The sequence below is a fragment of the Nocardia sp. NPDC019395 genome (assembly GCF_040632335.1).
Lineage (GTDB): Bacteria > Actinomycetota > Actinomycetes > Mycobacteriales > Mycobacteriaceae > Nocardia.
This window is the reverse complement of record NZ_JBEYBT010000007.1, coordinates 163,732-189,228: the sequence shown is the minus strand read 5'-3', so window position 1 is coordinate 189,228 and position 25,497 is coordinate 163,732. Positions and strand designations below refer to the sequence as shown.

General features: G+C 67.4%; 24 protein-coding genes. 5 read left to right on the top strand and 19 right to left on the bottom strand.

The window, feature by feature from the left end; all coding sequences use genetic code 11:
- Positions 1–13: 13 nt before the first annotated feature.
- On the bottom strand, positions 14–649 hold the full coding sequence (locus ABZ827_RS19390; RefSeq protein ID WP_357238329.1) for a flavin reductase family protein: 636 nt from the start codon (positions 647–649) through the stop codon (positions 14–16).
- Between the two features lie 76 nt (positions 650–725).
- Complete coding sequence (locus tag ABZ827_RS19385) at positions 726–1,013, bottom strand: hypothetical protein (RefSeq protein WP_357238327.1); 288 nt, start codon at positions 1,011–1,013, stop codon at positions 726–728.
- A 52-nt stretch (positions 1,014–1,065) separates the two neighbouring features.
- Here ABZ827_RS19385 and ABZ827_RS19380 point away from each other — a divergent pair, with 52 nt between their 5' ends.
- A complete protein-coding gene (locus ABZ827_RS19380) occupies positions 1,066–1,473 on the top strand; it encodes a hypothetical protein (protein WP_357238325.1) in 408 nt (135 codons plus the stop codon).
- 104 nt (positions 1,474–1,577) lie between these two features.
- On the opposite strand, the gene ABZ827_RS19375 is transcribed toward ABZ827_RS19380, so the two are convergent.
- Both ABZ827_RS19375 and ABZ827_RS19370 read right to left on the bottom strand, forming a co-directional pair.
- Positions 1,578–2,639: a hypothetical protein gene (locus tag ABZ827_RS19375; protein WP_357238323.1), complete on the bottom strand. Its 1,062-nt coding sequence runs from the start codon at positions 2,637–2,639 to the stop codon at positions 1,578–1,580.
- Positions 2,640–2,849: 210 nt separating this feature from the next.
- Positions 2,850–3,776 (bottom strand): helix-turn-helix transcriptional regulator, encoded by a 927-nt coding sequence (locus ABZ827_RS19370; protein WP_357238321.1) that lies wholly within the window; start codon positions 3,774–3,776, stop codon positions 2,850–2,852.
- Positions 3,777–4,206: 430 nt separating this feature from the next.
- Between ABZ827_RS19370 and ABZ827_RS19365 the strand changes: the two genes are divergently transcribed.
- From ABZ827_RS19365 to ABZ827_RS19355, 3 genes are all read left to right on the top strand, one after another.
- On the top strand, positions 4,207–4,650 hold the full coding sequence (locus ABZ827_RS19365) for a hypothetical protein (RefSeq protein WP_357238319.1): 444 nt from the start codon (positions 4,207–4,209) through the stop codon (positions 4,648–4,650).
- Between the two features lie 225 nt (positions 4,651–4,875).
- Positions 4,876–5,427 (top strand): hypothetical protein, encoded by a 552-nt coding sequence (locus ABZ827_RS19360; protein ID WP_357238317.1) that lies wholly within the window; start codon positions 4,876–4,878, stop codon positions 5,425–5,427.
- Complete coding sequence (locus ABZ827_RS19355; RefSeq protein WP_357238315.1) at positions 5,414–8,287, top strand: M48 family metalloprotease; 2,874 nt, start codon at positions 5,414–5,416, stop codon at positions 8,285–8,287. Before ABZ827_RS19360 ends, ABZ827_RS19355 begins: the two co-directional genes overlap by 14 nt.
- Before the next feature lie 139 nt (positions 8,288–8,426).
- Here the strand turns inward: ABZ827_RS19355 and ABZ827_RS19350 are convergent, their stop codons facing one another.
- The 14 genes from ABZ827_RS19350 to ABZ827_RS19285 all read right to left on the bottom strand — a co-directional run bounded on the left by ABZ827_RS19350 (position 8,427) and on the right by ABZ827_RS19285 (position 23,609).
- Positions 8,427–9,632: a cytochrome P450 gene (locus tag ABZ827_RS19350; RefSeq protein ID WP_357238313.1), complete on the bottom strand. Its 1,206-nt coding sequence runs from the start codon at positions 9,630–9,632 to the stop codon at positions 8,427–8,429.
- 26 nt (positions 9,633–9,658) lie between these two features.
- Positions 9,659–10,633, bottom strand: coding sequence for a PDR/VanB family oxidoreductase (locus ABZ827_RS19345; RefSeq protein WP_357238311.1), 975 nt, complete (start codon positions 10,631–10,633; stop codon positions 9,659–9,661).
- Between the two features lie 98 nt (positions 10,634–10,731).
- Positions 10,732–11,493 (bottom strand): IclR family transcriptional regulator, encoded by a 762-nt coding sequence (locus tag ABZ827_RS19340; protein WP_357238309.1) that lies wholly within the window; start codon positions 11,491–11,493, stop codon positions 10,732–10,734.
- A gap of 219 nt (positions 11,494–11,712) precedes the next feature.
- On the bottom strand, positions 11,713–12,663 hold the full coding sequence (locus ABZ827_RS19335; RefSeq protein WP_357238307.1) for a LysR family transcriptional regulator: 951 nt from the start codon (positions 12,661–12,663) through the stop codon (positions 11,713–11,715).
- 46 nt (positions 12,664–12,709) lie between these two features.
- Entirely contained in the window at positions 12,710–13,759 is a 1,050-nt protein-coding gene (locus tag ABZ827_RS19330) for an amidohydrolase family protein (RefSeq protein ID WP_357238305.1), read from the bottom strand.
- The gene (locus ABZ827_RS19325) at positions 13,756–14,877 is read right to left on the bottom strand and encodes an FAD-dependent monooxygenase (protein ID WP_357238303.1); all 1,122 of its coding nucleotides are present in this window, start codon (positions 14,875–14,877) and stop codon (positions 13,756–13,758) included. Before ABZ827_RS19325 ends, ABZ827_RS19330 begins: the two co-directional genes overlap by 4 nt.
- 31 nt (positions 14,878–14,908) lie before the next feature.
- Positions 14,909–15,922, bottom strand: a complete 1,014-nt coding sequence (locus ABZ827_RS19320) for a cyclase family protein (protein WP_357238301.1) — start codon at positions 15,920–15,922, stop codon at positions 14,909–14,911.
- On the bottom strand, positions 15,919–16,905 hold the full coding sequence (locus tag ABZ827_RS19315; protein WP_357238299.1) for a fumarylacetoacetate hydrolase family protein: 987 nt from the start codon (positions 16,903–16,905) through the stop codon (positions 15,919–15,921). Before ABZ827_RS19315 ends, ABZ827_RS19320 begins: the two co-directional genes overlap by 4 nt.
- Positions 16,902–18,215 carry a phosphopyruvate hydratase gene (eno, locus tag ABZ827_RS19310; RefSeq protein ID WP_357238297.1) on the bottom strand — a complete coding sequence of 438 codons (1,314 nt, stop codon included), beginning with the start codon at positions 18,213–18,215 and terminating at the stop codon, positions 16,902–16,904. Before eno ends, ABZ827_RS19315 begins: the two co-directional genes overlap by 4 nt.
- Complete coding sequence (locus tag ABZ827_RS19305) at positions 18,212–19,195, bottom strand: aminoglycoside phosphotransferase family protein (protein ID WP_357238295.1); 984 nt, start codon at positions 19,193–19,195, stop codon at positions 18,212–18,214. Before ABZ827_RS19305 ends, eno begins: the two co-directional genes overlap by 4 nt.
- Positions 19,192–20,184 carry a C-terminal binding protein gene (locus tag ABZ827_RS19300; protein ID WP_357238293.1) on the bottom strand — a complete coding sequence of 331 codons (993 nt, stop codon included), beginning with the start codon at positions 20,182–20,184 and terminating at the stop codon, positions 19,192–19,194. Before ABZ827_RS19300 ends, ABZ827_RS19305 begins: the two co-directional genes overlap by 4 nt.
- A 142-nt stretch (positions 20,185–20,326) precedes the next feature.
- Entirely contained in the window at positions 20,327–21,601 is a 1,275-nt protein-coding gene (locus ABZ827_RS19295; RefSeq protein ID WP_357238291.1) for an alpha/beta hydrolase, read from the bottom strand.
- Positions 21,598–22,542, bottom strand: a complete 945-nt coding sequence (locus tag ABZ827_RS19290; RefSeq protein WP_357238289.1) for a fumarylacetoacetate hydrolase family protein — start codon at positions 22,540–22,542, stop codon at positions 21,598–21,600. The genes ABZ827_RS19295 and ABZ827_RS19290 overlap by 4 nt, the downstream gene beginning before the upstream one ends.
- A 47-nt stretch (positions 22,543–22,589) precedes the next feature.
- The gene (locus ABZ827_RS19285; protein WP_357238287.1) at positions 22,590–23,609 is read right to left on the bottom strand and encodes a VOC family protein; all 1,020 of its coding nucleotides are present in this window, start codon (positions 23,607–23,609) and stop codon (positions 22,590–22,592) included.
- 47 nt (positions 23,610–23,656) lie between these two features.
- On the opposite strand from ABZ827_RS19285, the gene ABZ827_RS19280 reads away from it, so the two are divergent.
- Positions 23,657–24,037: a helix-turn-helix domain-containing protein gene (locus ABZ827_RS19280; RefSeq protein WP_357238285.1), complete on the top strand. Its 381-nt coding sequence runs from the start codon at positions 23,657–23,659 to the stop codon at positions 24,035–24,037.
- Here ABZ827_RS19280 and ABZ827_RS19275 read toward each other — a convergent pair.
- Complete coding sequence (locus tag ABZ827_RS19275) at positions 24,014–25,459, bottom strand: ATP-binding protein (RefSeq protein ID WP_357238283.1); 1,446 nt, start codon at positions 25,457–25,459, stop codon at positions 24,014–24,016. The genes ABZ827_RS19280 and ABZ827_RS19275 overlap by 24 nt on opposite strands.
- Positions 25,460–25,497 lie beyond the last annotated feature (38 nt).

The window sequence follows — 25,497 nt, the reverse complement described above, 5'->3', positions numbered from 1 at the left end:
GCAACGGAATACGTCAGCCCTCGCGCTGGAAGTGACCCGGCCACTTCTCGAACGGGATGCGGGCGATATCGAGCACCTCACCGATCGTCGACCATTCGTTTCGGCCCAGCCGGGCGAGCGGACGCAGCCGCTCGATCGCGGGCAGGCTGTTACCCCGGGCGTCGGTCCGCACGACGCCGGTATCGATCGCCGCATGCTGGACCCGGCCGATCACCACGGTCGAATCGCCGAGCTCGAGTGCCCGCTCGAGCCGGCACTCCAGCGCGACAGGTGATTCCGCGACCCGCGGCGGCGCCACCGTCAGGCTGGGCTCCGGCGTGAGCCCGACCTCGACGAACTCGGACAGTTCGGCGGGAAAGTCCGTACCGGTGGCATTGACCCGCTCGAACATCGACTCGGTGGCCAGGCAGACGACGAACTCACCGGTCTCGAGCACGTTACGCAAGGAATCCTTCCTGCCCACGGAGGTGAACTGCACCATGGGCGGCGTCACGCACGACACCGTGAAGAAGGAGTGCGGGGCGAGATTGTCGACACCCGCGGCGGACCGGGTCGATACCCACGCGATCGGCCGGGGAACGACCACACTGGTGAGGATCTTGTAGAAGCCGCCGTGCCCGAGCTCGTCGGGATCGATATCGGTTCGCATACAGCAACTCCTCCTGGCAGGCGTAGGCGATCACGGTCGAATCGACCCGGGCCGGTATCGCGACGGCCGAGAGCGCCTACTCGACGGTAGTACCCGCGCATTTCCCGGCCTGGACCTGTCCCCCGGGATCACGGCCGGCGGGGTGCACCATCCCGCCGCGCACCTCGCCCCCGCTGCCGTCCGCGACCAGGGGACAGCACCCGCCGACGCCGCCCGGACAGCACGCGACGCTGAGCGCCACCCGGGACGACAACGGCAGATGAGCGGCGCTCAGCCGATCGCTGCCCAGGATGACCTCGACGAAGCCGGTCAGCCGCCCGGTAATGTGCCGGAAGAGCGAGTTCACGGTGGGCGGTGCGATCACGTCGGTCGGTGGACAGACCGTGAATCTCTGAGTGCGAGGAGAGGAGCAGCCCGTGGACGAGGAACCCACCTGTGGGCACGGTCTGGCGCAGAGCTCGGCGGTGCCGGCCGATCTGGCCGCGGTAGCCGCCGGCCTGGCGCGCAACCTCGAGGTCCATCTACGTGCCCTCGACCCCGGCGATACCGTCGCGGCACAGGAGCACGGTGTCTACGAGCGGGTCGCGCACAGACTGCGCAGCGCCGCCGACGATCTCCGGGCCGCCGCCACGGAGATGGCCGCGGCATACGACCTGCCGATGGGCGACCACGATATGGCCGCCATAACCACGGCCGACGCCCTCGGTGCCTTCGAGGAGTACGTCGCGGCCGAGGACGACCTGCGCCGGGCGCTCGAGGCCCGGCGCCGGGACAACGAGCAGATGCTCACGGCAATCCGGGGGGCGGTCCCGGACGCCGACTGACGTCCGGGACTCGACGGGAGCGGAAGCACCGGCCCGAACAGAGCGGTTACCCCGCCAGCGGGCGGGGTAACCGTGATGCCGGCTCCCGGGGGACGGCCTCCGGCTCAGTCGGTCTCGACGGGGGTCAGGGTGAACCCGTCGTTCGGCTTACCCCCGAGGAAGGCGGCCAGCCCGCCGCTGAGTGCGTACGTCGTCCCGCCCGGCCCCTCGGTCACATCGCTGGTGACGGGATCCTCGACCGTGCCGGTGACGCGCACCGTGGCTTCTTTCCAGCCGTCGCGGGGCTCCACGCGCTGGATCTGGGCGGGCTCACCGGACAGCAGACCACTGCTGACCGCCGCGATCGAGCCATCCCCGAGGAGCCGCATACCGGCCGCGGGGGACGCCAACGGCGCGGAGAGCTTCACCGGCTGCGCCTCTTCGGGATGTTGAACGGGTACCCGTACCAGGGAGCCTTCGGCCATGGCGATGATCAGCTGGTCACCTTCCACCCACTCCACCGCTGCCATCCCCACACCGTTCAGGAAATCGGGAATATCGAGCTTGCCCTGCAGCAGGTCGTTCTGCAGGAAGATCGAGGCGCGACCCTCCTGGTCGATGCGGAATATCGTCGGGGTCAGTTCGTCGACGGCGTAGGCGGTGCCGTCGGGCGCCACGGTCACATCGGAGATCAGATGCTTCTTGCCGTCCTGGGTGAGCGTGGTCAGATCGGCGCACCAGTGCTGCCGCCCACTGGCCAAGTCGTAGCTGCCGACACCGGCGATGCGGAAAGGGTCGTCCTTGTTCGAACGGTCGGCGAGACCGTAGTCCGTATTGCTGACCAGGACGCGGTTCCGCTCACGGTCGACGTTCACGGCCTGCGCCGACACGATGGCCGGGTCTTGGATGAAGGTGCTCACCTTTCCATCCGGACCGAAGACAGAAACCGTGCCGTTCTTCAGCGAGCCGGCGAAGAACGTCTTCGACTGCGCATCGAAGTCCAGCGAGTGCGGGAACACATTCGGGCCGTCGGCCTTGATGACGCCGGACGCCTGCTGCTGGTTCTGTTCCATCCGGGGCTGCTCGGGTCCGGTAGGGGAACCGTGCGCGGGTGACGCCGCAGCGATTGCCGCGGCGACGACAAGTGCCGCGCTCGCGGTGGCGATCTTCAGCTTCGTGTTCTTCATTGTCCTAGTTCCTCCATAGTTCGGAGACGGGTTGTATTGCTTTGAGCTGTGGTGTTATTCGGTGATTTCGCGGCCGAGCCGGCAGGCCGATCGGCCGTCCGAAGACGCGCGTGACCAGGCCCCTATCGGCCTCGGGCCGGGGGCTGTCGAGCGATATTCAGGCGTGCTGCTCTGTACAGCCGAGGTATCGCGGCTGTCGGGGCGACCGAATCAGGAGTGCGCGGAAGGAACGACGGAGGCTGTGTCGTCGGGGTGGGCGGTTGCCGGACTCTCCGCAGCGGGCAGGAGACTCTGGTTGAGCAACCGCAATGCCGCCTGGGAGGAGGAACCGGGCTCCGCAGTCGTCACCACCAGCTTGATCCCCTGCCCGCGGGGCACCGGGAGCGAATGCTGCAGTACATCGAGTTCCCCGACCAGCGGATGGCGCATCCGGTACTCGGTCATATCCCACGCGCGCACCCGGTGCTGGGCCCACAACGTGGCGAATTGCGGGCTGCGCATGGTCAACTCACCGATGAGGGAAGCCAGTTGCGGGTCGTTCGGATACTCCCCGACCACCTGCCGCAGCTTGCCCACCACATCCCGTGCCTTCCTCGGCCAGTCCACGTACAGGTCTCTGGTGTGGGCGTCCAGGAATATCATCCGCGCGGTATTGGGCCGCGTGGCCGCTCGATCCGGGCTGTCCGGGGCCAGATGCCCGGCGATCAACGCATGCCCGGCGCGATTCCACATCAGGATATCCGAGCGCCGGCCGACAACGACCACGGGTGAGTCCCCGAAGGCATCCACCAGTTGACGCACCGCCGCGGTGACCCGCTCGGCAGGGAGCCGGCGACGGCTCTGCCGGGTATCACCGGACAAGGTGTGCAGATGGTGCCGCTCCGCATCATCCAGCCGCAGCGCCGTGGCCAGCGCGTCGAGGACCTGCGGTGAGGCATTGAGCGACAGCCCCTGCTCCAACCGGATGTAGTAGGCCACGCTGACCCCGGCCAGCTGGGCCAGCTCCTCACGCCGCAACCCCGGCACCCGGCGCCGGTCGCCGTAGTCCCGCAACCCCACATCCGCCGGCTTCAACTGCGCCCGACGCGTCGTCAGGAACTCACCGAGGAGGGACTGGCCGTGCGTTGTGTCGTTCATGCGATCGAGTATGGCCAGGATCCTCACCTCCAGCCTGCCCCTGGGAGTAGCACCCTTCGAGATCACGGGCCCACCCCGCGCCGCCGCCTTCACCGGAATGGACACCGCACGTGCAGGTTCAAAACAGCGGCCACCCTCACCGACGACGAGACGGTGCCCGCCCGCGGCGAGACTGTGGTGACGGTGAATCTCGACGTCACCGATCTAGGTTGCGTTTTTCGTGCGCGGACTGCTGATGTCGCAGAACGGTTCCGGCCGGCGCGGCAGGGACGCGGATCCGGCAGCCGGGATAACGGAACACGTCCAGCCGCGGATACCCCAGGGGAACAGCGTCGGAGGTTGATTCCCGGCTCGCATCGCCGCCAGGTTCCGGCCTGCCCACGATGCCGGATCAGACGCCCGGCGCGTCGACCTTCAGAGAGGAATCGTCATGCGAAAGACCTTGCGTCCACTGGTTCTCGGCGCGATCACCGCTGCAGCGCTGCTACCGGTGGCGGCACCCGCGTGGGGACAGGACTACGAGACCAGCTTCGCGGACGCGTACCACACCGTATCGCCGGACTGCGCCGGCACGGTGCACACCGAGGCGACACGCACTCCGTTGCCGACCAATGTCGAAGGTGTGGGGGTGACTGTCCTGTTCACCGCGGACCGTCCGGATCCGGCCTGCTCTGTGACGGTGAATGTGTCCTGGCGCAATAACGATTCCGGAAGCAGTGGTCACGAGGAGATCACCGTCTCGTCGATACCCGAGCCGGGCGGCCGCTTCCCCACCGACCACGGTTACGAACGTGTCCTCGTCGATTCCGGTCCGGGGAACGTATCGGTGATCAGCGATAAGAATCCGGGCGAGCTCACCGTCCCCGTACAGTGAATCGACCGCACGGGGCTCAGCCCACCAGGTAACGCCGGTTTACTGTGTGGCCACCCCTGCAGCAGCCCCGATCCCCCGGATACACCTCTTCCCGGGCAAGCAGCGTCACCACCGAACCATCGGCGGTTGACGTAAAAGTCCCACTACGGCACGCTCATTCGTAAGCTTTTGCTGGAGATACGGGTCGATGCACACTACCCGCATGACGCGTCGGAGGGGAACACGATGAGTGCGGCGAACGGCGACCGGGTGCTACTGATCGGGGAGCTCGTCCGGGACGTCATAGCCGACGTCGCACCCGACGAGTTGCCCTTTGTCGACCAATTGCGCCAGCTGGACGACGAGCGGGTCGTGCGATTACTCAGTCGGCGTCGGCGTGGCCGCGACCTGCTCGGATTCGGACTCGACGAGATGGTTGTCCTGGCGAGTCCGGTGGTGTGGGTGGTGGTGAACGAGGCGGCGCAGCGATTCACCGACAGCGCGATCACCGGCGCCGGCAAGGCGGCACGTTCTGGACTCCGCAAACTGCTCGGCCGCACCGAAGCCGCATCGGCCGTCCCCGAGATGACACGGGACCAGATCGCCGAAGTGCGGACGCGGGTGCTGGAGTCCGCTATCGGCAGCGGAATGGACGAGGAGCGTGCGCGACTCGTTGCCGACGCCGTAGCAGGCCGGCTGGCGCTCGGCGCGGTGCCCGATCCCGATCACGCCCCGGATGGTGGCCGGAACCCCGAGGCCCGTCCGGATCCGGACGGCGACGCCGGTGTGCGGAACTGATCGGCCGGTAGCAAGAGTTGCTGTCGCCGGCGATTCGAGCACAAGCGTAATTCCGGTCCGCGCCAGGGTCTTCGCGGCGGGCACCGCGATTCGGTTCGCACTCCTGCTGTCGTTCATCGTCGTCGACAGCCTGTCGCTGCTGTCGTCGGCCGCGGCGACGTATCGAGGGGGTGACCGAACCTGGTCCGAACTCTGCCGCCTCGCAGTCGGCTACGATATGACGCAGCAGTACAAGTCCGCCGAAATGCTCGGCTCTCTCGCATTCATAGAGTCGTGTGAGGCCTCGCACGGTGTCCGGCCGCCGGTCTGGTGGATGGCATTCGGCACAGCGGCGGTATTCGTGGTGGCGGCGGCGATCTACCTGCTGTTGCCGACGTGGCGACACCGGCGCGGCGGCCCGTTGCTGACGGTCGATCTGGGCTCGTCCGACGAATTGGCGCATCAATTGCGGGAACTCGTGGCAATCGCGGCACTGCCGAAGACTCCCCGGTTCGTGATCGATCCGCGTGCCGACGCCGTCAGTGCCGTCGTATTCGGACGGTTGGGGCGGTACTCGGTGTGCCTCACCGCCGGGCTGGTGGCCCGCAGCGCCACCGATCCGGGCGTGCTCCGTGATGTGGTCCTGCACGAGCTCGCGCATATCCGCAACCGCGATGTCGACATCACCTATGCCACGGTCGCACTCTGGCGAGCCCTGCTGATCTGTGTGGTGATTCCCTACGTGCTCGGGGATCTGGTGTCGTTGGCTACGCACCCCGAAGTCTGGCGTGCCCATTGGGAATTGGGCGTACGCAGTGTCGTTCGAGTAGCCGTACTCTTGGCGATGACCTTCTTGGTCCGTGCCGATATCCTGCGCAACCGCGAGTACTACGCTGACGCCGACGCCGCACGTATCGCCGGACCGGACGCGTTCTCGTGGCGGAATCGGCAGCCGAGGTCGCGGCCTCGATTCGTGGGCTGGCAGCGGTTCCTCGGGCTATGGCGTACCCATCCCGGATGGCCGGAACGCGAACGGTCGCTGACCGATCCCGCCGGCTTGTCCGCCGCCACCGCCTTGCCGATGTTCCTCACCGGACTCACGGCACAGGTCGCGAGCCTCGCGCTCCCCACCATGTCCGCCGGATTCGGCTGGAACTGGCGTACCGACCTGATCGACGACCTGTCGGTGTGGCTGAGCGCCTCGCTCGTGGTCGGCATCGCGGGCTATATCCTCTGGCGCGCAGTCGGTTACGCTGTTCTCACCGCTCGCCCGGTGCCCTCCGGCTGGGGAGCGGGAGTCTGGCTGGCCGTCGGAATGGCTGTGGGAGAACTGGTTTCCTTCAGAACTGCCGGCGATGAATTGCTGCCTCCGCAACCGGAGATTCTGCTCGCATTCGCGGTTACCGGGCCGATATTCGCCTGGTGGGTCACACAGTGCGCAGAGTTGTGGATTCGCGGATGCCGGGGCCGGTCGATCCGGCCGGTCCAGGTTCTCGGACTGTCCACCGCTCTGGTCGTTTTCGGCACCTGGTACGGCTACTGGATGAGCGGGCCGTTCCTGCTGCTGATCGGGCCGATTCGTTCCGAGCAGCTGACTGTGCCGGGCACTCCCCCCTGGTTCTTCTTGCTCGCGGATCTGGCGAACCGCCCGATGGTGTTCGTGGGTGCGGCCGTGCTGTGGGTGTTCCCGTTGCTGGCCGCCGTGCGCAGGCCGGTGACCGAGACACCGATATGGGTTCGACAGGCCCATGACCTCGCATCGCCGGACGACAATACGAGGACACAGGCCGCGATGCCGATTCGGCGGGTGGCCGTGGCCTCCACGGTCGGTGGGGTGCTGTGCATCTCGGCCATTGTGCTGGTCATGGTGAGCCTGCACCCTCACCAGCCGCCGTTGGGTCAGATGACCGACGAGTGGGTTTTCACCTACCCGCTGCGGTCGATGGCGGGCCTGGGGGCTGCCCTGGTGTTGACGGCGGCCACGGTGGCCGCGACAACCAGCCGGTTTCGGCTGGTCACCGCGTTGGCCGCGGCCGGTGGGGCCGGGCTCATCGGACTGCTGGGACTGTTCCTGCTGGCGGCGCTGGACGGTTGCATCGAGCCGATGCAGGTCATGGGGTATTCCTGCCGCTGGCGGCCGGACGCGGCATGGCAGGTTGTCACGCTGCAGGTTCCGTTCGTCCTGGGCCTGGGCATCTACCTCGCCGCGATCGGCGCACTGGTCGGCGCCGTCATCGTCGACGGTGTCCGTCGCGTCGCCGCTCGGCGCGGCCGGCCGGTAGCTGACGAAGGCGCGGTCCGACCCGAATCTTTGTCGGTACGCCGGCTCGTCGTAGTGGTCGCGTGCGGATCCGTACTCGCTCTCGGTGCCAACACCGCAATCAACTACTACAACCGGGCAGAACCTCCGCCCGGTGCGGAATTGACCTTCGGCAACAAGCCCCCGCGCACCGCGGATATGATCCAGCAGCAGGTATGGGCGTGGCTGCGGGTCGGCGGCCACGACAGGATCGCCAGGTTCAGCGTGGGTTTCCAGCAATGGGCCACGGCCTCCGGCGACGCCGTCCGCGCGGCCGAACAGGCCGGGTTGCCGTCGGTACCGATCGACCCCGCGATATTCGTGCCGATCTGTTCCGCCATTGTCCGCGACGCGGAGGAGTCGATGGCATTCATCCCGATCCCGGATGACGAGGCACAGCGCGCGTGGTCGACGAGTTCGACAATGGCCGCCCGCGCGGGCACCGACTGCCGCGACGGCATTCAGGACGGCAATGCCGAGTTGTTCAACGGATCGCTGTCCGCGGGCCTGTCCGCCCGCACCGCCTACGACGCACTCCTCACCCGCCTGAACACACTCGACGTACTGGATACAGACCGCTGATTCCGACGCATCCGCCCAGGCTGAACCCACCGACTCGACCCGAAGTTCGGGACCCGCGGGCCGCCGGGTGGTTCGGATTGATCGGCGTCAGGGACAAACCCCCACGGCGGTGGATGGCCGACACCATTGGCATCGGCGTTCAGTTCGATATCACTCGAACCGGAACCGATTTCCACGACCGCAGGGTGTTGTTGAGATGCCGTTGCGCCGGGCCGGCCGGTTCGACAGTTTCCACCCGCGTGACAAGTGCTGTCAGCAATGCTTCGGATTCGAGCCGGGCGACGTGCTGTCCGACGCATTGGTGGATCCCCATGCCGAACCCGACGTGCCCGGAAGGATCGCGGTGCACGTCGAAGGTGTCCGGGTTTTCCCAGCGACGCGGGTCGCGGTTGGCCGCGCCGAGGAACATCAGGATCTTGCGGCCGTCCGGGATGAGTACGCCGCCGACTTCGATATCGCGTGTAGTAGTGCGGAAGAAGGTCTGTACCGGTGATTCCCAGCGCACCGCCTCGTCGAATGCGGTGCGGGCGAGCATCGGATTCGCTCGCAGGCGCTCCCACTGGTCCGGGTGGCCGGCGAAGGCGTATAGAACCGCGGCGAGGCCGTTGACGGTGGTGTCCACTCCAGCCGAAAGCAAGGACCGAACGATCAGCGGCGCCTGTTCGTAGGTGATGTCCCCGCGGTCGGCGGCCGCCCAGATCTGCGCACCGAACCCTTCTTCGGATAATGCCTCACGGGTGCACTGCGCGTTCACCCACGCCGACAACTCCGCGACCCGCGGAGCTCCCTTCTCGACGAGGCTGTTGACCGGGCCGAAAGCGTTGAACAGATGGTCGCCGTACGGCAGCAGGTTCTCCCGCCCCGTCTCGTGAATTCCCACGGCATCGGGAAAGACCCGCAGGGGGAACGCCGCCGCCAACCGGGTGACCGCGTCGAACTCGGTGCCCGCTTCGAGGACCTGGTCTACGAGGGCCTCGGCATCCGCCAGCCAGGAGGCGCGCAGTTTCTGCAGCGCTCGCGGGCCGAGGATCTTGCTCAGCACCGCCCGTGGCGCGTCGTGGTACGGCGGATCGGCCTCGAGCAACAGGCTCGGTGGCCGCCAGGGCTTTTCGTACCGGAAGTTGCTCAACCCGACACCGGCGGCAGACTGGAATCCCTGCCAGTCGGTCAGCGCGGCATGCACCTGTTCGTAGCGGCCCATCGCGAATACGTCGTAGCGGTCGAGATAGACCACCGGGCCCGCGTCACGCAGATCGGCTTGGAACGGCAACGGATTCTCGAGGATGTCGAGGCCGAACGGGTCCACATGGCTCACAGGCACATGGGAGGAGGCGAATGTGGTCACAGAAGGTCCTTCGCTGGCGGAGCGGATCAGAGGTCGAGGACCAGGCGGTCGGAACAGGCGCGGGATACGCAGATGAACATGCATTCCCCCGCCGACCGGGCGTCGTCGTCGAGGATCGAGTCGCGGTGATCGGGCGCTCCGGACAGGACAGTGGTCTCGCAGGTGCCGCAGGTGCCTTCGCGGCAGGACGAAAGGACATTCACCCCGGCCCGGGCGACGGTTTCGAGAACGCTGGTGTCCGGGGTGACTGTCACGGTCAGTCCGGTGCGGGCGAGTTCTACGACGAATGGGGTGGTGCGGGCCGGCGCACCCTGTTGCTTCGGCACGAACCGTTCGGTCCGTAGTTTTCCGGCAGGCCAATCTGCGCAACAGGTGTCGACCGCACGCAGCAACGGTTCAGGGCCGCAGGCATACACTTTCGCGTCGGAAGCGGCCGCGGCGGCCAGCGGGGCCGGTAAGTCGAGTAGCCCGTATTCGTCCTGTGGTGTCACCCGCACCCGGTCGCCATAGCCTGCGAGTTCGTCGAGGAAGGCCATCGACGAGCGGGTTCGCCCGCCGTAGAGCAGTCGCCAGGGGATGCCCATGAGCTGCGCCTGCACGATCATCGGAATCAGTGGCGTGATCCCGATACCGCCGGCGACGAACAGGTATTCCGGTGCCGGCGCCAAGGAGAAATTGTTGCGCGGGCCACCCACACCCACAATGTCGCCGACCGCGAGTTCGTCATGGATATAGGCGGAGCCGCCCCGGCCGTCCCGCTCCCGCAGGATGCCGACACGATAGCTGTAGGCATCCCAGCGGTCCCCGCACAGCGAATACTGGCGCGTCACACCGGAGGGCAACATGAGGTCGATATGCGCTCCCGGCGCCCAATCCGGCAGTCTCCGATCGTCGGGGTGGCGCAGCGTCAGCGCCACAACGCCCTCGGCCACAGTCTCTTTCGCGGCGACACGCAACGCCGAGCCCGCCGGTGTCCCGGAGGCGGCACAACTCTGAGCCATCTGAACTCCTCGATCTCGTCTTCACATCGAGGATCGTTCGACCGGCTACCCCGGCTCCAGATCATTCTTGATAGTTGAGAGAAAAACTGTGTGCCCGATCACTGTGCAGGTGGAATATGAGATGCGATAACCCGGGAGATTCCGCGGGCGGCGGCCTGCAATGCCGGGATCTGCACGTAGGCGGCGGCGTCGTTGGGAACGATCAGTGCCGCCGCCGCGATCACGGTGCCCTGCGCGTTGTGGATCGGTACCGCGATTCCGGTGGTTTCCGGGTAGATGTGACCGGGACAGAAGGCGTAGCCCTGCCGACGGACCTCGGCCAGTGCGGACCGAAGCCGGCGCGCGGTCCGGATGGTCTTGTCCGTGTACACCTTCATGGGCCGGGTCAGCACCCGTTCCTGCAATTCGACCGGTCCGTAGGCGAGCAGGACCAGCCCCGACGATGAGGCGTGCAACGGTAACCGGCCGGCGATCCGCGAATAGTTGACGGCCGCGCCGTGGGCGGTGAGCCGCTCGATGAACAACACCTCGTCACCTTCGAGGACCGCGAGCTGGGTGTGCTGACCCACCACAGCGTGCAGGTCCTCCAGGAAGGGCATAGCGGCCTCGCGCAACCCGACAGCCGCCGATGCCCGCGAGGCCACCTCCCACAACCGGACCCCGATCCGCACCTGCCGGTTCTCGCGCTCCAGCCAGCCGCAGCCGACCAATTCTTCGATCAGCCGCGAAGCGGTCGCGACGTGCAGGCCGGACCGCCGGGCGATCTCCGAGACGGTCAAGGTCGAATCGCCCACTCCGAACGACTCCACGATTCGCACTGCCCGGGCCGGCGCCGATTCGCCCGTATGCACACGAGCCATGAAACCTGCCCTTCCGCCTCGGCCGGCACACCTACCCAGATCATGGACCACCGACGGCGAAACTCGGCGCGCTGATAATTCGACGCCGCGTCGAGGACTGCCGTCGGCGCCTGGTCGACGCGGAGTCTCATCCGTTCTCCGGACCGTACCGGCCAACACGTCGGCCAGGTCAGCGCACGCGCGCTCACCGTCATCTCCGAACCATTGTCCGGCTACCGGTCACTTCGGCAGCCCGATCCGGACCGGATGAATCGGTCCGGTGTCTTCGTCGCGGATTTCGCGGCAGACCTGCTGGATCGACTCCCGGAGCCAGGTATTGGCGGGGTCGGTGGTGTGCAGGGGATGCCAGAACATGGCCTCCACGACCGGTATCTCCAGCTCAGCAACGAATTCCACGACAGTCACCGACAGTCCGGTGGCCAAGCGGGTGGCCAGCAGGCGCGGGACCAGTGCCACGAGGTCGGTGTCTTCGACGAGGAACGGCAGGATCTGCCAGCCCGATACCCGGGCGGCTACAACGGGTGTGACACCGGCGTCGGCGAGGAACTGCATGGGTGGTGTCGTCACGCCGGGGCCGAATTCGCCGGCGGCGTGTGGCACGGCGGCGAGATCGGCGAGGGTCAGTTCGGCGCGCTCGAGCAATGGGTTGCCGCTGTCCATGACGGCGACGAACTCGTCGCGGAACAACTGCCGGTAGCTGCCACCGAAATCGAATCCCATCGGGCCTACGAGGATGTCCACCTGGCCGAATGCCTCGAGGCCGAGGTCGATGCCTGCGGTGGGGACGATTTCCACCGACACGTGGGGTGCCTGCCGGGTGATCAGGCCGCGCAACGGCCGGACCACGACCGTGGTCGCGTAATCGGAGGCGGCGAGGACGAAGGTGCGGTCGGTGTCCGCGGGATCGAACTCCGACCGCATCTGCATCGCGTCCTGTACCCGCGCCAAGGCCTCCTGGACGGCAGGGGCGAGACTGCGCGCGAACGCGGTCAAGGTGTACTCCCGTCCGGCGCGGACCAGGAGTTCGTCGTCGAAATGCCGGCGTAGCCGGGCCAGTGCCGCGCTCATCGCAGACTGGCTCAGGTGCACGCGTTCGGCGGCCCGGGAGACATTGCGCAGTTCGAGCAGCGCGTGCAGATGCGGCAGCAGGTTCAGATCGACTTCCTTCACCGGCACTCCTCCGCCGCGATCCCGCGTGTCCTGTCGCTTCGAAACCCTACGTGACCAGCTCCTCCCGGTCTCCGATGTCCGGTATCAGTGCTGCGGCGTTACCGGACAGTACGGCCCGTACGACCTCATCGGGTAGTCCCGCGGCGCGCACCGCGCCGACGGGGTCGTCGGTTCCCATATCGAAGGGAAAATCCGAACCGAGCAGCACACGCGTATGCCCGGCCACCCGGATCAGCTCCGCGAGCTGTCCGCTGTCGTGGGTGAGCGAGTCGAACCAGAGCCGCCGCAGGTAGCTCGACGGCGGATGCTGACACCCGCGGGCTTCGGACCGGACCCGCCAAGCGTGGTCGGAACGCCCGATGGCTGTCGGAAGGTACCCGCCGCCGTGTGCGGCGACCACGCGCAGACCTGGATGGCGGTCGAGGACTCCGCCGAAGATCAAGTGGGACAGTGCTACCGCGTTCTCGGCAGGTTGCGACACGGTGTTGGCCAGGTAGAACCGGTCGAGTCGTTCGTCGAGTGAGCACCCGAACGGATGCAGGAACACGACGGCGCCCGCCTTCTCGGCGGCCGCCCAGAACGGGTTCAGTGCCGGATCGGACAGTTCCACGGTGCCGGCCTGTCCGCCGGTAGCGGAGGCACCGAAGGATCCGATCTCCACGCCCCGTAATCCGCGGCCGAGAGCGTCGTCGAGGGCGGGAACCAGCTGTCCCGGATGCTGTAGCGGCGCGACACCCAGTCCCAGGAGCCGGTCGGGGGCTCGGCCGACCAGCTCACCGATGGCCGCGTTCACTCGCTGGGCGACGTCGAGCGCGTCGTCCGGCCCGAGGAACGGGTAGTAGTGGGACGGCGACGGGGATACCAACTGGACGTCGACCTGGGCGGCGTCCATCGCGGCCAGGCGGGTGGGCAGGTCGGTCAGGAGTTGCCATCGTTGCCCGATCATGCGCCCCGATTCGGCAAGAGATTCGGATCCATTGCGGCGGGCATCGAGGTCTTTGGCGGCGGCGAGACCCTCAGGGTCGAGTTCGGCGACGTAGGCTTCGACGGCGGGCAGCAGGGCGTGTGCGTGCACGTCGACGATGGGGCTCGTCATGCCGGTTCCTTCACCATGTGGGCGACCCGCTGGATGACTTCGGCTACGTCGCCGCGGTGGCCGTCGACCATCCACTGCACCAGCTGGGTGGAGGATTCGACCACGGTCTTGGCTCGTTCGAACCGGCGTTCCCGGAAGCGGGTGAACACCGCGTCGAGCGGCGCGTCGCAGGCGCACAGTTCCTCGACGAGAACCGCGGCATCTTCCAGCGCCATGGCCGCCCCCTGGGCAATCGTCGGCGGGCAGTTGTGGATGGCGTCGCCGATCAGGACTACCCGGTCGCGATGCCAGGGGCCGTCGACGACATGGGTGGTGAACCAGGTGTAGTTGGCCGGGGTCCTCTCGTCGATCGACTCGGCGATCTGTTTCCACGGTCCGCCGTAGCCGGCCGCGAGTTCCTTGACGATCAGCGGACCCTGCGCGCTGTCGCGGACCTGGGCGTCCTCGACGATGTAGGCGTAGATCGAATCGTCGCCGGTGGGGCAATATCCGGCGAGGTGGTGCGGTCCGCCGTAGATCAGGTCGGTGCGCACGACATCCGCAGGACGCGGGACCACCACGCGCCAGGCACCGACGCCGGTGGGGCGAGGAGTGATATCGATGCCGAGCAGGCCCCGGGTCGGTGAGTTGATGCCGTCGGCGGCGATCAGTAGATCGTAGGATCTGCGATCACCGGACGCCGTGACCGCGGTCGCGGTGTCCGCGGACGAGTCGATGCCCACGACATCGGCGCCGTACAGGATCAGGCCGCCGGCCGCGTCGAGCCGGTCGCGCAGGATCGCGGCGAGTTCGGGCCGGTGCATTCCCACGGTCGCCGGTAGGTCGTCCCCACCGGTCCGCACGTCGTTCATGACGACCAGGACGGTGGCTTCGGGGTCGGGGGCGCGCAGGCCGACGGTGTCGAAGGAGTATCCCCGCGCCTCGATCCGGTCCCAGACGCCGAGTTGGCGCAGGATACGTAAGGCATTGCCTTGCAGGGTGATTCCGGAACCGACTGTTCGGGGGCCGTCGGCGCGTTCGAGGATCTCGACATCGATACCGCGGTCGGCCAGCAGGATACCGGCCGACAGTCCGGCGATACCGGCGCCGATGATTCCTACCTTCTTCGTTGAGGGCATGGGCGGGTGCCTTTCTAGCGTGTCTTCGTTGTCACACGACGGCGACGGGATTGACCGGTGACCCGACCGCGCCGGTGACCGGGAGCGGCGCGGCGACGAGGAACGCCTCGTATCGGCCGGTGCGGGCGCAGTATTCGGCGAGGTCGTCGAGATTCCACATCTCCCCGATATAGAGACCCATATGGGGGATGACGATCTGGTGCAGTGGCTGGAAGGCGCCGTTCAGCTCGGTGGGCCGCACCTCGAAGCCCCAGGTGTCGGTGGCGATCGCCGCGATCTCCCGCTCGTGCAGCCACGGCGCGGAGCGGAACGACAGTCCGGGCGCGGCGCCGCCGGCGTAGTCGCCCCAGCCTTCACGGCGTGCCCGGCTGTACTGGCCGGTGCGGACGAGCAGGATGTCACCGTGGCCGACCTGGGCCGAGACGCCTTGCTGGTCGATGATCCGATCGAGCAACTCTGGGGTGAGCGCGAACCCGTCGGGCAGTTCGGGATGTTCGAGACCGAGTTCACCGGCGAGTGCGCGGCCGGCGTCGAGGAGTACGGCGCGGCCCACGATGCGGTCGGCGGCGGTTTCGATACCGGTGACCTGGTCGCCTTCGGAGGTGACGACTCCCCCGGCACGCCGGCCGTTCCAGGCGCGGCCGTGGTCGAAGATATGGCCGAGCCCGTCCCATTGCGTCGAGCACTGCAGCGGCATGGCGATCACATCGTCGGCCCCGCCGAACCCGAAGGGGAAGCCCTGGTCACCGAATTCGGCGTCCAGTCCGGTGTCGGTCATGGTGTGGACGGGGTTGGTCCGCCGCCGCCAGCCTTTCTGCGGGCCTTCGGCGTTGAAAGGCTGTGCCAGCGAGAAGGTCCGGCCGGTGGTGACGAGCTGGGCTGCCCGGACCCGCGCGCCCTCGTCGAGGAAGTTGAGCGTGCCGTGGACGTCGTCCTCGCCCCAGCGGCCCCAGTTGCTGCACCGGTGGGCCATTGCCTCGATAGTGGCGGCCGGATTCTCCGGGTCGAAGACCGGCGAGGTGTCCGTAGTGAAGTCGGAGGTCATGCTGTGGCCTTCTTTCCCGGTGCTGCCCGGCAGATGTTGCGGAGGGTCCCGATTCCGCTGATGGATGCCTCCATCACGTCGCCGGGCGCCAGCCAGCGTTGCCACTTTCCGCCGTTGCCTGCCGGACTTCCGGTGAGGATCAGGTCGCCGGGCAGCAAGGGAGTGATCGCGGAGGCTCGGGCGACGAGTGTCGGCACGTCGAAGAGCATGTTGGCGGCCCGGTCGTGTTGCATGCGTTCGCCGTTGAGCCGGAACTCGATGTCGAGGTCGCGGTAGTCGCCGAGGTTGTCGGCCGGGATCACGAACGGTCCCACGGGCAAGAACGTGGGCCGGTTCTTCGCACGCAGCCAGTCCCCGCCGAGTGGCCGGTGTTCGGCGGGGAATTGCAGGTCGCGGGCGCTGACATCGTTGGCGACGGTGTAGCCGGCGACGAAGTCGAGGGCGTTCTCACGCGCGACGTTGTCGGCGACCGCCCCGATGACGACGGCGAGTTCGGCCTCCCAGTCGGTCTGGGTGGATTCGGGAACGAGCAGCACATCGTCGTCGGCGCCGCACATCGCCGAGGCCAGGCCGGTGAAGAAGAACGGGCTGCCCGTACGGGCTCGCTCGTCCATCATCGCCGCGGCCGCGGCCTCGAGCTCTTCATCGGTGCGGGTGTCGTCGGCGGCTTTGCCGGAGACGATGATCTCGGCGACATGGCTGCGGTAGTTCGCTCCCGCCTGGAAGATGTGACGGGGTTGAACCGGGGGCAGAATACGCAGCTGCGCCAGCGGTTTACCCTCGGTCGCCGCGCGCGCGGCGATATCGGGTAGTGCGGTGCGCACCGTATCCCAGGCATCGAGGATATCCGCGGTGGTGACCACCCCGGACCCCAACTGCTCCGGCACGATCTCGACCACCCGGTCACCCGCGACGACTCCGGCAAAGGTCCGCTCACCGTCGGCGAAGGTCCCCAGCCCATAGCTCTCGACAACCCTGTTCACGCGATGCTCCGATCCTCGGCCGGGGCTGCGATGGCGGCGGCGCCTGCGTATTCGATCTCATCGCCGAGTTGGGCTTCGATGTGCAACAGCCGATTCCATTTCGCGGTGCGTTCGGAGCGCATGGTGGAGCCGACCTTGATCTGGCCGGTCCGCCAGCCCAGTGCCAGATCGGCGAGCCACGCATCCTCGGTTTCCCCGGACCGCGCGGAGAGGACGGTGCGGTAGCCGTTGTCCTGCGCCAGCCGGACCACTGTGTGGGCGTCGGAGAGGGTGCCGGTCTGATTCGGTTTGACCAGCACAGCGTTGGCGACCTTGTCCCGGATGCCGCGACGCAGCCGTTCGGCGTCGGTGACGAAGAAGTCGTCACCGAGCAGTTGCCGGTGGCCGAGTCGTTCGGTGGCCCGCGCCCAGCCTTCCCAGTCGTCTTCGCCGAGTGCGTCTTCCAGGGAGACGATCGGATACTGCGCGCACCAGTCGGCGAGCTCGTCGACCAGTTCGGCCGCGCTGAGCCGGCGGTCCCCCTCGGCGGCCAGCACGTAGTGCCCGTCTTGTGTGAGGAATTGGGTGGCGGCGATATCGACCGCGATCCCGATATCCGCGCCGGGTAGCAATCCGGCGCGTTCGATTCCGGCGACCACCATGTCCAGCGCGGCCCGGTTGGTCGGCAGTACGGGCCCGAGCCCGCCTTCATCGGCGATCAGCGCGACTGAATGACCGCGCTCGGCCAGCACGTCGGCGGTGCCCTGGCGGACCCGGGCGCTGTATTCGATGGCCTCGGAAAAGGACTGCGCCCCGACCGGGACGGCGAGGAAGTCCTGCACATCGATCGAGCGGCCGGCATGGGCGCCGCCGGAGATGATGTTGACCATGGGCAGCGGCAGCAGCGGATCGCTTTCCGCTGCCGCGACCAGCCGGTAGAGCGGGATGCGCTGGGCGTCGGCGGCGGCCAGCGCGGTCGCGACCGATACCGCCAGCACGGCATTGGCGCCGGCCTTGCCCAGGTCCGGGGTGCCGTCGGCGGCCCGCAGCGCGGTATCGACCGCGCCGCGGTCGAGGGCATCGAGGCCCCGCACGGCCTCGGCGAGGATCGTGGTGGCGTTCGCTACGGCACGCTGCACGCCCTGCCCGGAGTAGCGGGTGCCGCCGTCGCGGAGCTCGCGTGCTTCGTGGCGACCGGTGGAGGCCCCGGAGGGGACGTAGGCCTGCCCGCGCGCACCGTCGGCGAGCAGCACCTCGCATCCGACGGTGGGTTTGCCGCGTGAGTCGAGTCCTTCCCAGGCGGTGATCTCGCGGATAGCGGTGTCGGTCATGCGAGGAGCCTCCAAGCGTCCGGTAGTGAATGAGGGGGATCGCCGAGCAACCGGCGGCCGAGCGAGCGCGCGGCCACCTGTCCGGGTTCGTCGAGGTAGTCGACCGGGCTGCGCCCGTCCACGCGGGCCAGCACCAGGCAGCCGGTTTGGCGGATCAGCTGGGCCATCGACTCCGGATCGGCGCAATTCCAGGCATCGAGAAAGGTCGCCGCCGCCGCACGGTAACGGTGGCCGTAGTCGGGCCGGCGGATACTCTTGAGTAGCAGGTGTCCGACGATCCAGGCCGGATCGAAGGCCGGGTCGCCCAGGTGGGCGACTTCCCAGTCGATGACCCACAGCTCGGCGTCGGAATCACCGACGAGCATGTTCTTCGGCGAGTAGTCACCGTGCACCAGGCATTCGGTGGTTTCCGCCATGACCGCGATCGTCCGATCGATCTGCGGTGCGAGCTCGGGGTACCGGCCGCGGATCTGCCGGTGAAACGGATCGACCCGTAATTGCTCGAACGCGGTCCGCGACCCGAACTCTTCCCGCAGCCGGTCGACCCGGCCGGCAGTGCCGCGTTGCAGTTTCGCCAGGAACTCGCCTAGCCGGGCGGCGACATGCACATCGATCGCACCGGCCATCAGGTCGGATTTCCAGGTGTGCCAGTGGTCGGGGGCCCGGCCGATGACGAGGAATCCGTCGGACAGATCCAGCACGGGCGGCACCGATTCCGGCGCGATCGTCGCGGCGAGGCGCAGCGCGCGGCCCTCGGTGGTCAGCCTGCCCACATCGGCTTCCCACTCCTGCTGGACCCGCAGCCGGCTCAGGGCTCGTTTGACCACGGCATCGACACCGTCACCGGTGACCGCGACGACATCGTTCGAGACGCCGCCGGTAAGCGTGCGCACGGTCAGACCGGCCTCGGGGCCGGCGAGACCCCGGGCGCGCAGATGCGCGGTGACCGTATCGGTCAGGTCGGCGTACTCGGTGCTCATCGCGCCAGCTCCGGGGTGCGCAGCGCCGGGGAAGTGAGAACCTCCGGGTTGACGATCGATTCCGGTCGGCGACCGGCGAGCACGTCGAGGACGTGCTGGGCCGCGGTACGCGACAGATCGGCCGTCGACCCGTCGGAACTGAACGCGTAGTGCGGGGTGAGCACGGCGTTGGCCATCGTCCGCAACGGGTGATCCGACGGCAGCGGTTCGGGTTCGGTGACATCGAGACCCGCACCGCCCAATCGCCCTTCCGAGAGCGCCGCGGTCAACGCGGCGGTGTCCACCAGGCCACCGCGCGAGGTGTTGAGCAGCAGCGCTGTGGGCTTCATGAGCGCAAGCTCACGCGCGCCTATCAAATGTTGCGTGGACGAGTTCAACGGCAGATGCAGCGAAACGACATCAGCAGCAGTGAGCAGTTCGTCGAGAGAACCCACCGCGGTGGCACCCTCGACCTCGCCGCCGTGGCGACTCAGTGCCATCACCTCCATCCCCAGCGCCGCGACCCGGGGAATCAGAGCCGACCCGATCGCACCCACACCGACGATGCCGAAGGTCTTGCCACGCAACCGGACCGGCACCGGGGCGAAACTGCGATTCCAGCGGCCCGCCGCGGTGTCGGCAGCGAACGGCACCAGCCGCCGCGCCAATGCCAGCAGCAGCATCAACGTGTGATCGGCGACCTCGTCCACGCAGTACACCGGCACATTCGTCACCACCATGCCCAGTTCACCGGCCCGCGCCACATCGATGTTGTCGACTCCCACTCCGAACCGCGCCACGGCCCGGCAGCGCGGCGCGTTGTCGAGCACCGCTGCGGGAACCTTCGCGAAACAGGTCGCGATGGCGTCGACATCCGCGGCCAGAGCCGCCAGCGATGCCGGATCAGTGGACTCCGCCACCACCATCTCGACCCCGGCCGCGTCGAACACCGCACGCTCGACCTCGACGGTGGCCGCGGGATGATCGGTGATCAGCACTCGGTAGGTCATGCCGGCCTCCACGCGCGGACCGGCGGCACCGACGCCGCCCCGGCGACGACTTCCGCCGAGGCGACCGCCGGAATCGGCGCGTCGCCGTTCTGCCGACGTGGGATCTTCACTTCGTTACTCCTTCACTACGCGGTGACACCGTTCAACTCCTGCGGGGATGCGGAAGGTCGACGACTTCGCCCGCGGCGGTGACCAATCGATGTTCGTCCTCGGCGGGCCTGCCGAGCACCCGATCGTGCAACCAGTCGATCGTCAGCCCGCGCCAGCTCGGCCCCAGTGCGGCTGCCGGGCTGTCGGTCATGGAGTGGCGGGCCCCGGCGTAGCGGGTGACCGACGAGGGTGCGGGGCAGATTCCGGCGAGTTCGTCGACCCAGCGAGTGGGCGATAATTCATCGGCCGTCCCGCCGATGACCTGCCACGGAACATCCATCTCCGCGACGAGCGGGCGCAAATCGTAACCGGCGACCAGGTCGTCGAATGCGGCCTCGTCGTCGTAGAGCCCGGCCATCCACATATGCCGGGCCTTGAAGGTCGGCGACGCCTGTTCGAACAATGTCCGGAGGCCGGGTTCGAAGGCCGGCAGGGCGACCGAACAACCGCGGAACACCGGCGATGTGGCCGCGACCTGAGTCATCCAATGCGAGCCGAAACTGGTGCCCGCACAGACCAACCGGTCGTCGTCGACCTCGGGACGCGCACGCAGCCAATCGACCAGCACCCGGCCCGCGTCGATCCAGGCGGTAGGGGTGATATGGACGCCCCTGATCGCGGTCTCCCCCTGACCAGGGCCGTCGACGGCGAGGACCGCGAATCCCCGTGCCAGCCACGGGTCGCCCGCGCGGGACACGACGATCTCGCGCGGGGCGTCCATGCCGCCACAGGCCAGCAAAGTAGGCAACGGCCCGCTGACACCGGCCGGGCGGTGGAACCAGGCAGCAAGCGCACCGTCACCGAAGGGGATATCGACGCGCTCGACATGGTGATCGGAATGTGCGCCCCAGGCAAGGTAGGCGGCATTCTTGTGGTCGTCGAGTTCGTGAACCAGCGATTCGTCGGTCCATACCGGCCAGCACGCCAGCGACCACAGTTGTGCCGCGGCATACCAGTGCACCGCGGCCGTCTGCGGGTGCCCGGCATCCTCGGCCTGCCGCGCGAACCGCTCCCGGCGCCGCGCTACCCCCGTCACGACGGGGACGTGATCATCGAGTTTGTGCACCGCGCCGCGAATAACGGCCATATCCGCCGGAGCGAGTTCGTCGCCGATCGGCCCCAGATGGTAGGCCAGCCGTGGCTGATCGAATTCGATGGTCTGCGCCCTGATCGTCTCGTCGACCAGCCACCGCTGTTCACGGAACCGCCGCGGGCCACTGTGCTCGCCGGGCATGTCATCGCCGCTGATCGGTGTCCGGCCGGTCATGCCGACCTCCACGCACGGATCGGCAGCATCGGGGCGGCCTCGACGATTCGGTTGCGGGTCTCGCCGAGGACGTCGACGGTTGTGGTGACCACATCACCCGGCTGGAGTGCCGGACGTACCGCACGGCCGTGCCTGCCCCACAACTCGGCCAGGCATCCGCTGCGACAGGTTCCCGAACCCAGCAGATCGCCCGGCCGGATCTCGGTACCCCGCGACGCGTACGCGGCCAGCGCCGGGAAACTCCACGCCATGTGATCGAGCGTGTCCTCCCCGACCGTTTCCCCGTTGACGGCGACCTCCATCCGGAGGTCGAAGGACGGTCCCGAGATCCGGGAGGCGAGTTCGTCGGCGGTGACGAAGAACTGACCGAGGGTCGTCGCGGTGTCCTTACCTTTGGCAGGGCCCAGACGCAGCCGCATTTCATGGAATTGGACGTCACGGGCGGAGAAGTCGTTGATCACGATATATCCGGCGATGTGCTCGGCTGCCTCCTCGACGCTCAGGTCACGACCGGCCGCGCCGATTACCGCGCCGACCTCGAGTTCGAAGTCGAAGTCGGTGCAGCCCGGTGCGATCGGCACGTCCGCGTAGGGGCCGGTGATGGCGTAGGGGTTGGAGAAGTAGAACGTCGGGATCTCCCAGAACTCCGCGGGCACGGTGGCGTTCGGATCGAGCAGCTTCACCACTCCCTCCGTATGGTCGGGAAACGTCGAGAAATCCCGGAAAGTCGGCGGGTCCAGCGGTGCCAGCAGCACCGCGTCGGCCAGGCCGGTCACCGTCTTCCGCTGTGCCAGGGCCCGGTCGGCGACGTCGTGGATTCTGCCTCGGTCGCCGAGCAGAGCCGCCAGTCCGGCCTGTGGCTCGAGGTCGACGAGCAGGTCACCCTCCGCGAGCACCGCCAGAATGGGCCCGTCGTCGGACTGCCGACGTGCGATCTTCACTTCGTTACTCCTTCAACTACGACGACACCGGGTGGGAGCGGCGCAGGTCAGCCCTGGCCGGGATTCGCGTAGGGATTGAGCAGCTCGGCTTTCATCTCCTCCGGCGCCCCTTCTTCCGTCGCCGTCAAACCTTCGGCGAAGGGGAAGGATTCGGTCATCGAATGCGGCATGGCGCCGTTGCGGTAGAGGTTGTTCGAGCCTTCGGACGGCTTCCAGGTATGCGGTTCCCAGTCCGGTACGTAATTGCGGTATCCGCCCGAATTCAATTCGATGCGCATCGAACTCGGCTCACGGAAGTACAAGAAGTTCTGTTCGCCGATGCCGTGGATGGACGGTCCGTACTCCATGGCGGTGCCGCGTTCCATCAGCACATCCGCGCACACCAGCAACTCCTGATAGGTGTCCACCCAGAACGCGACATGGTTGATGCGGCCGGCCCGCTCCGAAGTATCGAGCACCACCCCGAGATCGTGCGACTTCTCGTTCGTCGTCAGAACACCGAAAACGGTGATGGGCGCTTCCTCGAGATCGGTGAAGGCCATCGTGCGGAATCCGAGCACTTCGGAGTACCAGGCGCAGAAGCCGCGCACATCGGTCGCCGCGATCGTGACGTGATCCAGGAACCGGGGAGCCCCGGCATGCGCGGAACGCTTCTCCGGCCGGTCCGGGTAGATCGACTTGAATTCCGGTTCCGCGCTGAACTTTTCCACGTCGTAGAACAGGCGCATCGGGTGACCGTAGGGCCCGGTGAACTCGTAGGCCCTGCCGAAACCGAACGCCCCGCTCGTCCACTCCCCCGAGATTCCGGCGCCTTCGATACGCTCGGCGGCCTGCTCGAGCGCCTCGGCACTGGTCGTGCGCCACGCCATCCGCCGCAACGTCGGCTCGGGACCCTCGACGAGGACCAGGCTGTAGGTGTAGTAGTCACCCCAGCACCGCAGATACACGCGACCATCGACCTCATGGATAGCCCGCATCCCGAACTGCTCGACATAAAAACGCGCTGACGCGGCGACATCCGGGGTGGTGATTTCGACGTGGCTGAGGTGAGCCAGCAGGTGAGACACGATTCTGTCCTTATCGACGGTTCGACTGACTGTGGTCCGAGTCACCAGTGTCAGGTCGGATCGCCGAAAGGGGAACCGGGTCTCGCGGATACCAGCTATCTACTCGGTGGATAGTTCTGGCTCGACCGAACCTTCGGGGCTCGCCGGCGCCGGAGTCGCGCCCAGCCACCGCGGAACCGTCCGAACCAGAGCTGCGCATCGACGCCGAACGCAACCGCGAACGCATCCTCGCCGCGGCCCGGCGCCTCTACACGCGCGAAGGCCTCGCGGTGCCGATGGCCGCGGTCGCCCGCGAGGCCGACGTCGGCAAAGCGACCCTGTCGCGGCGCTTCGCCACCCGCGAAGACCTCACCCTCCTTCGTGATGAAGACCCTGGTCGAGCACAATTTGCTGGACAAGGCCGATCATCTCCCCGAGGAGTCCGGTGAGCTGCTGGGCCGCCATGCCTGAATCAGGTCCGCCGGGGTGAACGCAGCCTCGATGTACTGGGTGATGACTCCGGACCGTGCGACGGCGACCAGGGGGATCGGCTCGTCGGTGACGCGATGACGGTGATACTGAAGCGCGGTCAGATCGTGGGTGTCGAAAGGGGAATTCTCCAGCCATTTGATGGACCCGAGGAAGGCGAGCTCGTGTGCGACCGGCTCGCGATCCGCGCCGACGATATCGATTTCGACGTCGTTGCTGCGAGTCCAGTAGCCGCCGATCGCGGGGACCGCCGGGATGCCCTGCGCGGGCAGCAGACGCGCGAGCGCCTCCCGGACCAGCGGTTCCACGGCCCGGCCACGCCAGCTCGTCCAGCCACGACGGATTCGCTCGAGGGTGAGATCCGGACGCCTCCGGTCCAGCTCGGTGAGATGCGGCCCCAAGAAGGTCAGCCAAAAGCGAAGATACGGATCGGTGATACGGTATCGGCGTTCTTTGGAGGGCGTGAGGCTGATGGGAAGCTCCGCCGCCACAATACCTTTGGCGGTCAAGAGCTGCGCGGCCCGCGTGAGCGTCGAGTGTGAGATACCGCCGGCGGCTCGGGCGATATTGGTGAAGCTGCGTTCGCCGCTGCCGATTGCCGCCAGGACTTGACGGGCCTGGGTGTGATCCGGGAATTCGGCGGCGAGGGACAGCTGTGCGGAGACAACCAACGGGCTCACCGGGTCTGCCAGCTCTCGGGAAAGGAATGCTTCGACATCGTCGCCCGCCCGCCACCGCGCTGCGATGACCGGTAGTCCTCCGGTGACAAGGGCCGCGTCGAACGCGGCCGCCGGCTCCAGGCCGGTCATCGCCGCCACATCCGCGGGGTTCAATGGGCCCAGCCGCATTTCGGTGCCGCGCTGGTGGAACGGGCGTCCGTATGAGGTGAGTGCCTGCATCATGGCCAAGTCGGAGCCGATGAGAATCAGCAGCACCGGCTTGCGGCAGAGTTCGCGGTCCCACGCCCGCTGCAGGACGCTTTCGAACGCGCCGTCGGGATTCATCAAGTACGGCACTTCGTCGAGCACCACCACACTGGGCTCATCCGTCGGCAGAATACCGGCGAGCTGCCGCAACGCCGCGGTCCAGTTTCCGGGCAGCGCCTCGGCGAAGACACCGGCATCAGGCAGCGACGAGCTCCGCACCTCGTCGACGAACGACGCGAGTGGATCGGCACCGAATCCGATCTCGCTGGTGTAGTAGACGTTCGGCACCCGGTTCCGGTCTACGAACTCTTCCACCAACGCGGATTTGCCGATCCTACGTCGGCCGCGCAGGACCAGGCAGCGACCCGGCCGCGCGGTTCCCATTTCCGCCCGCACCCCGGCCAGTGCGGTGGTGAGTGTGTCCAGCTCATGCTGCCGTCCGATGAAGTCAACCATGCACACCCCCATACCGGCCCATTACTATCGCTACCGAT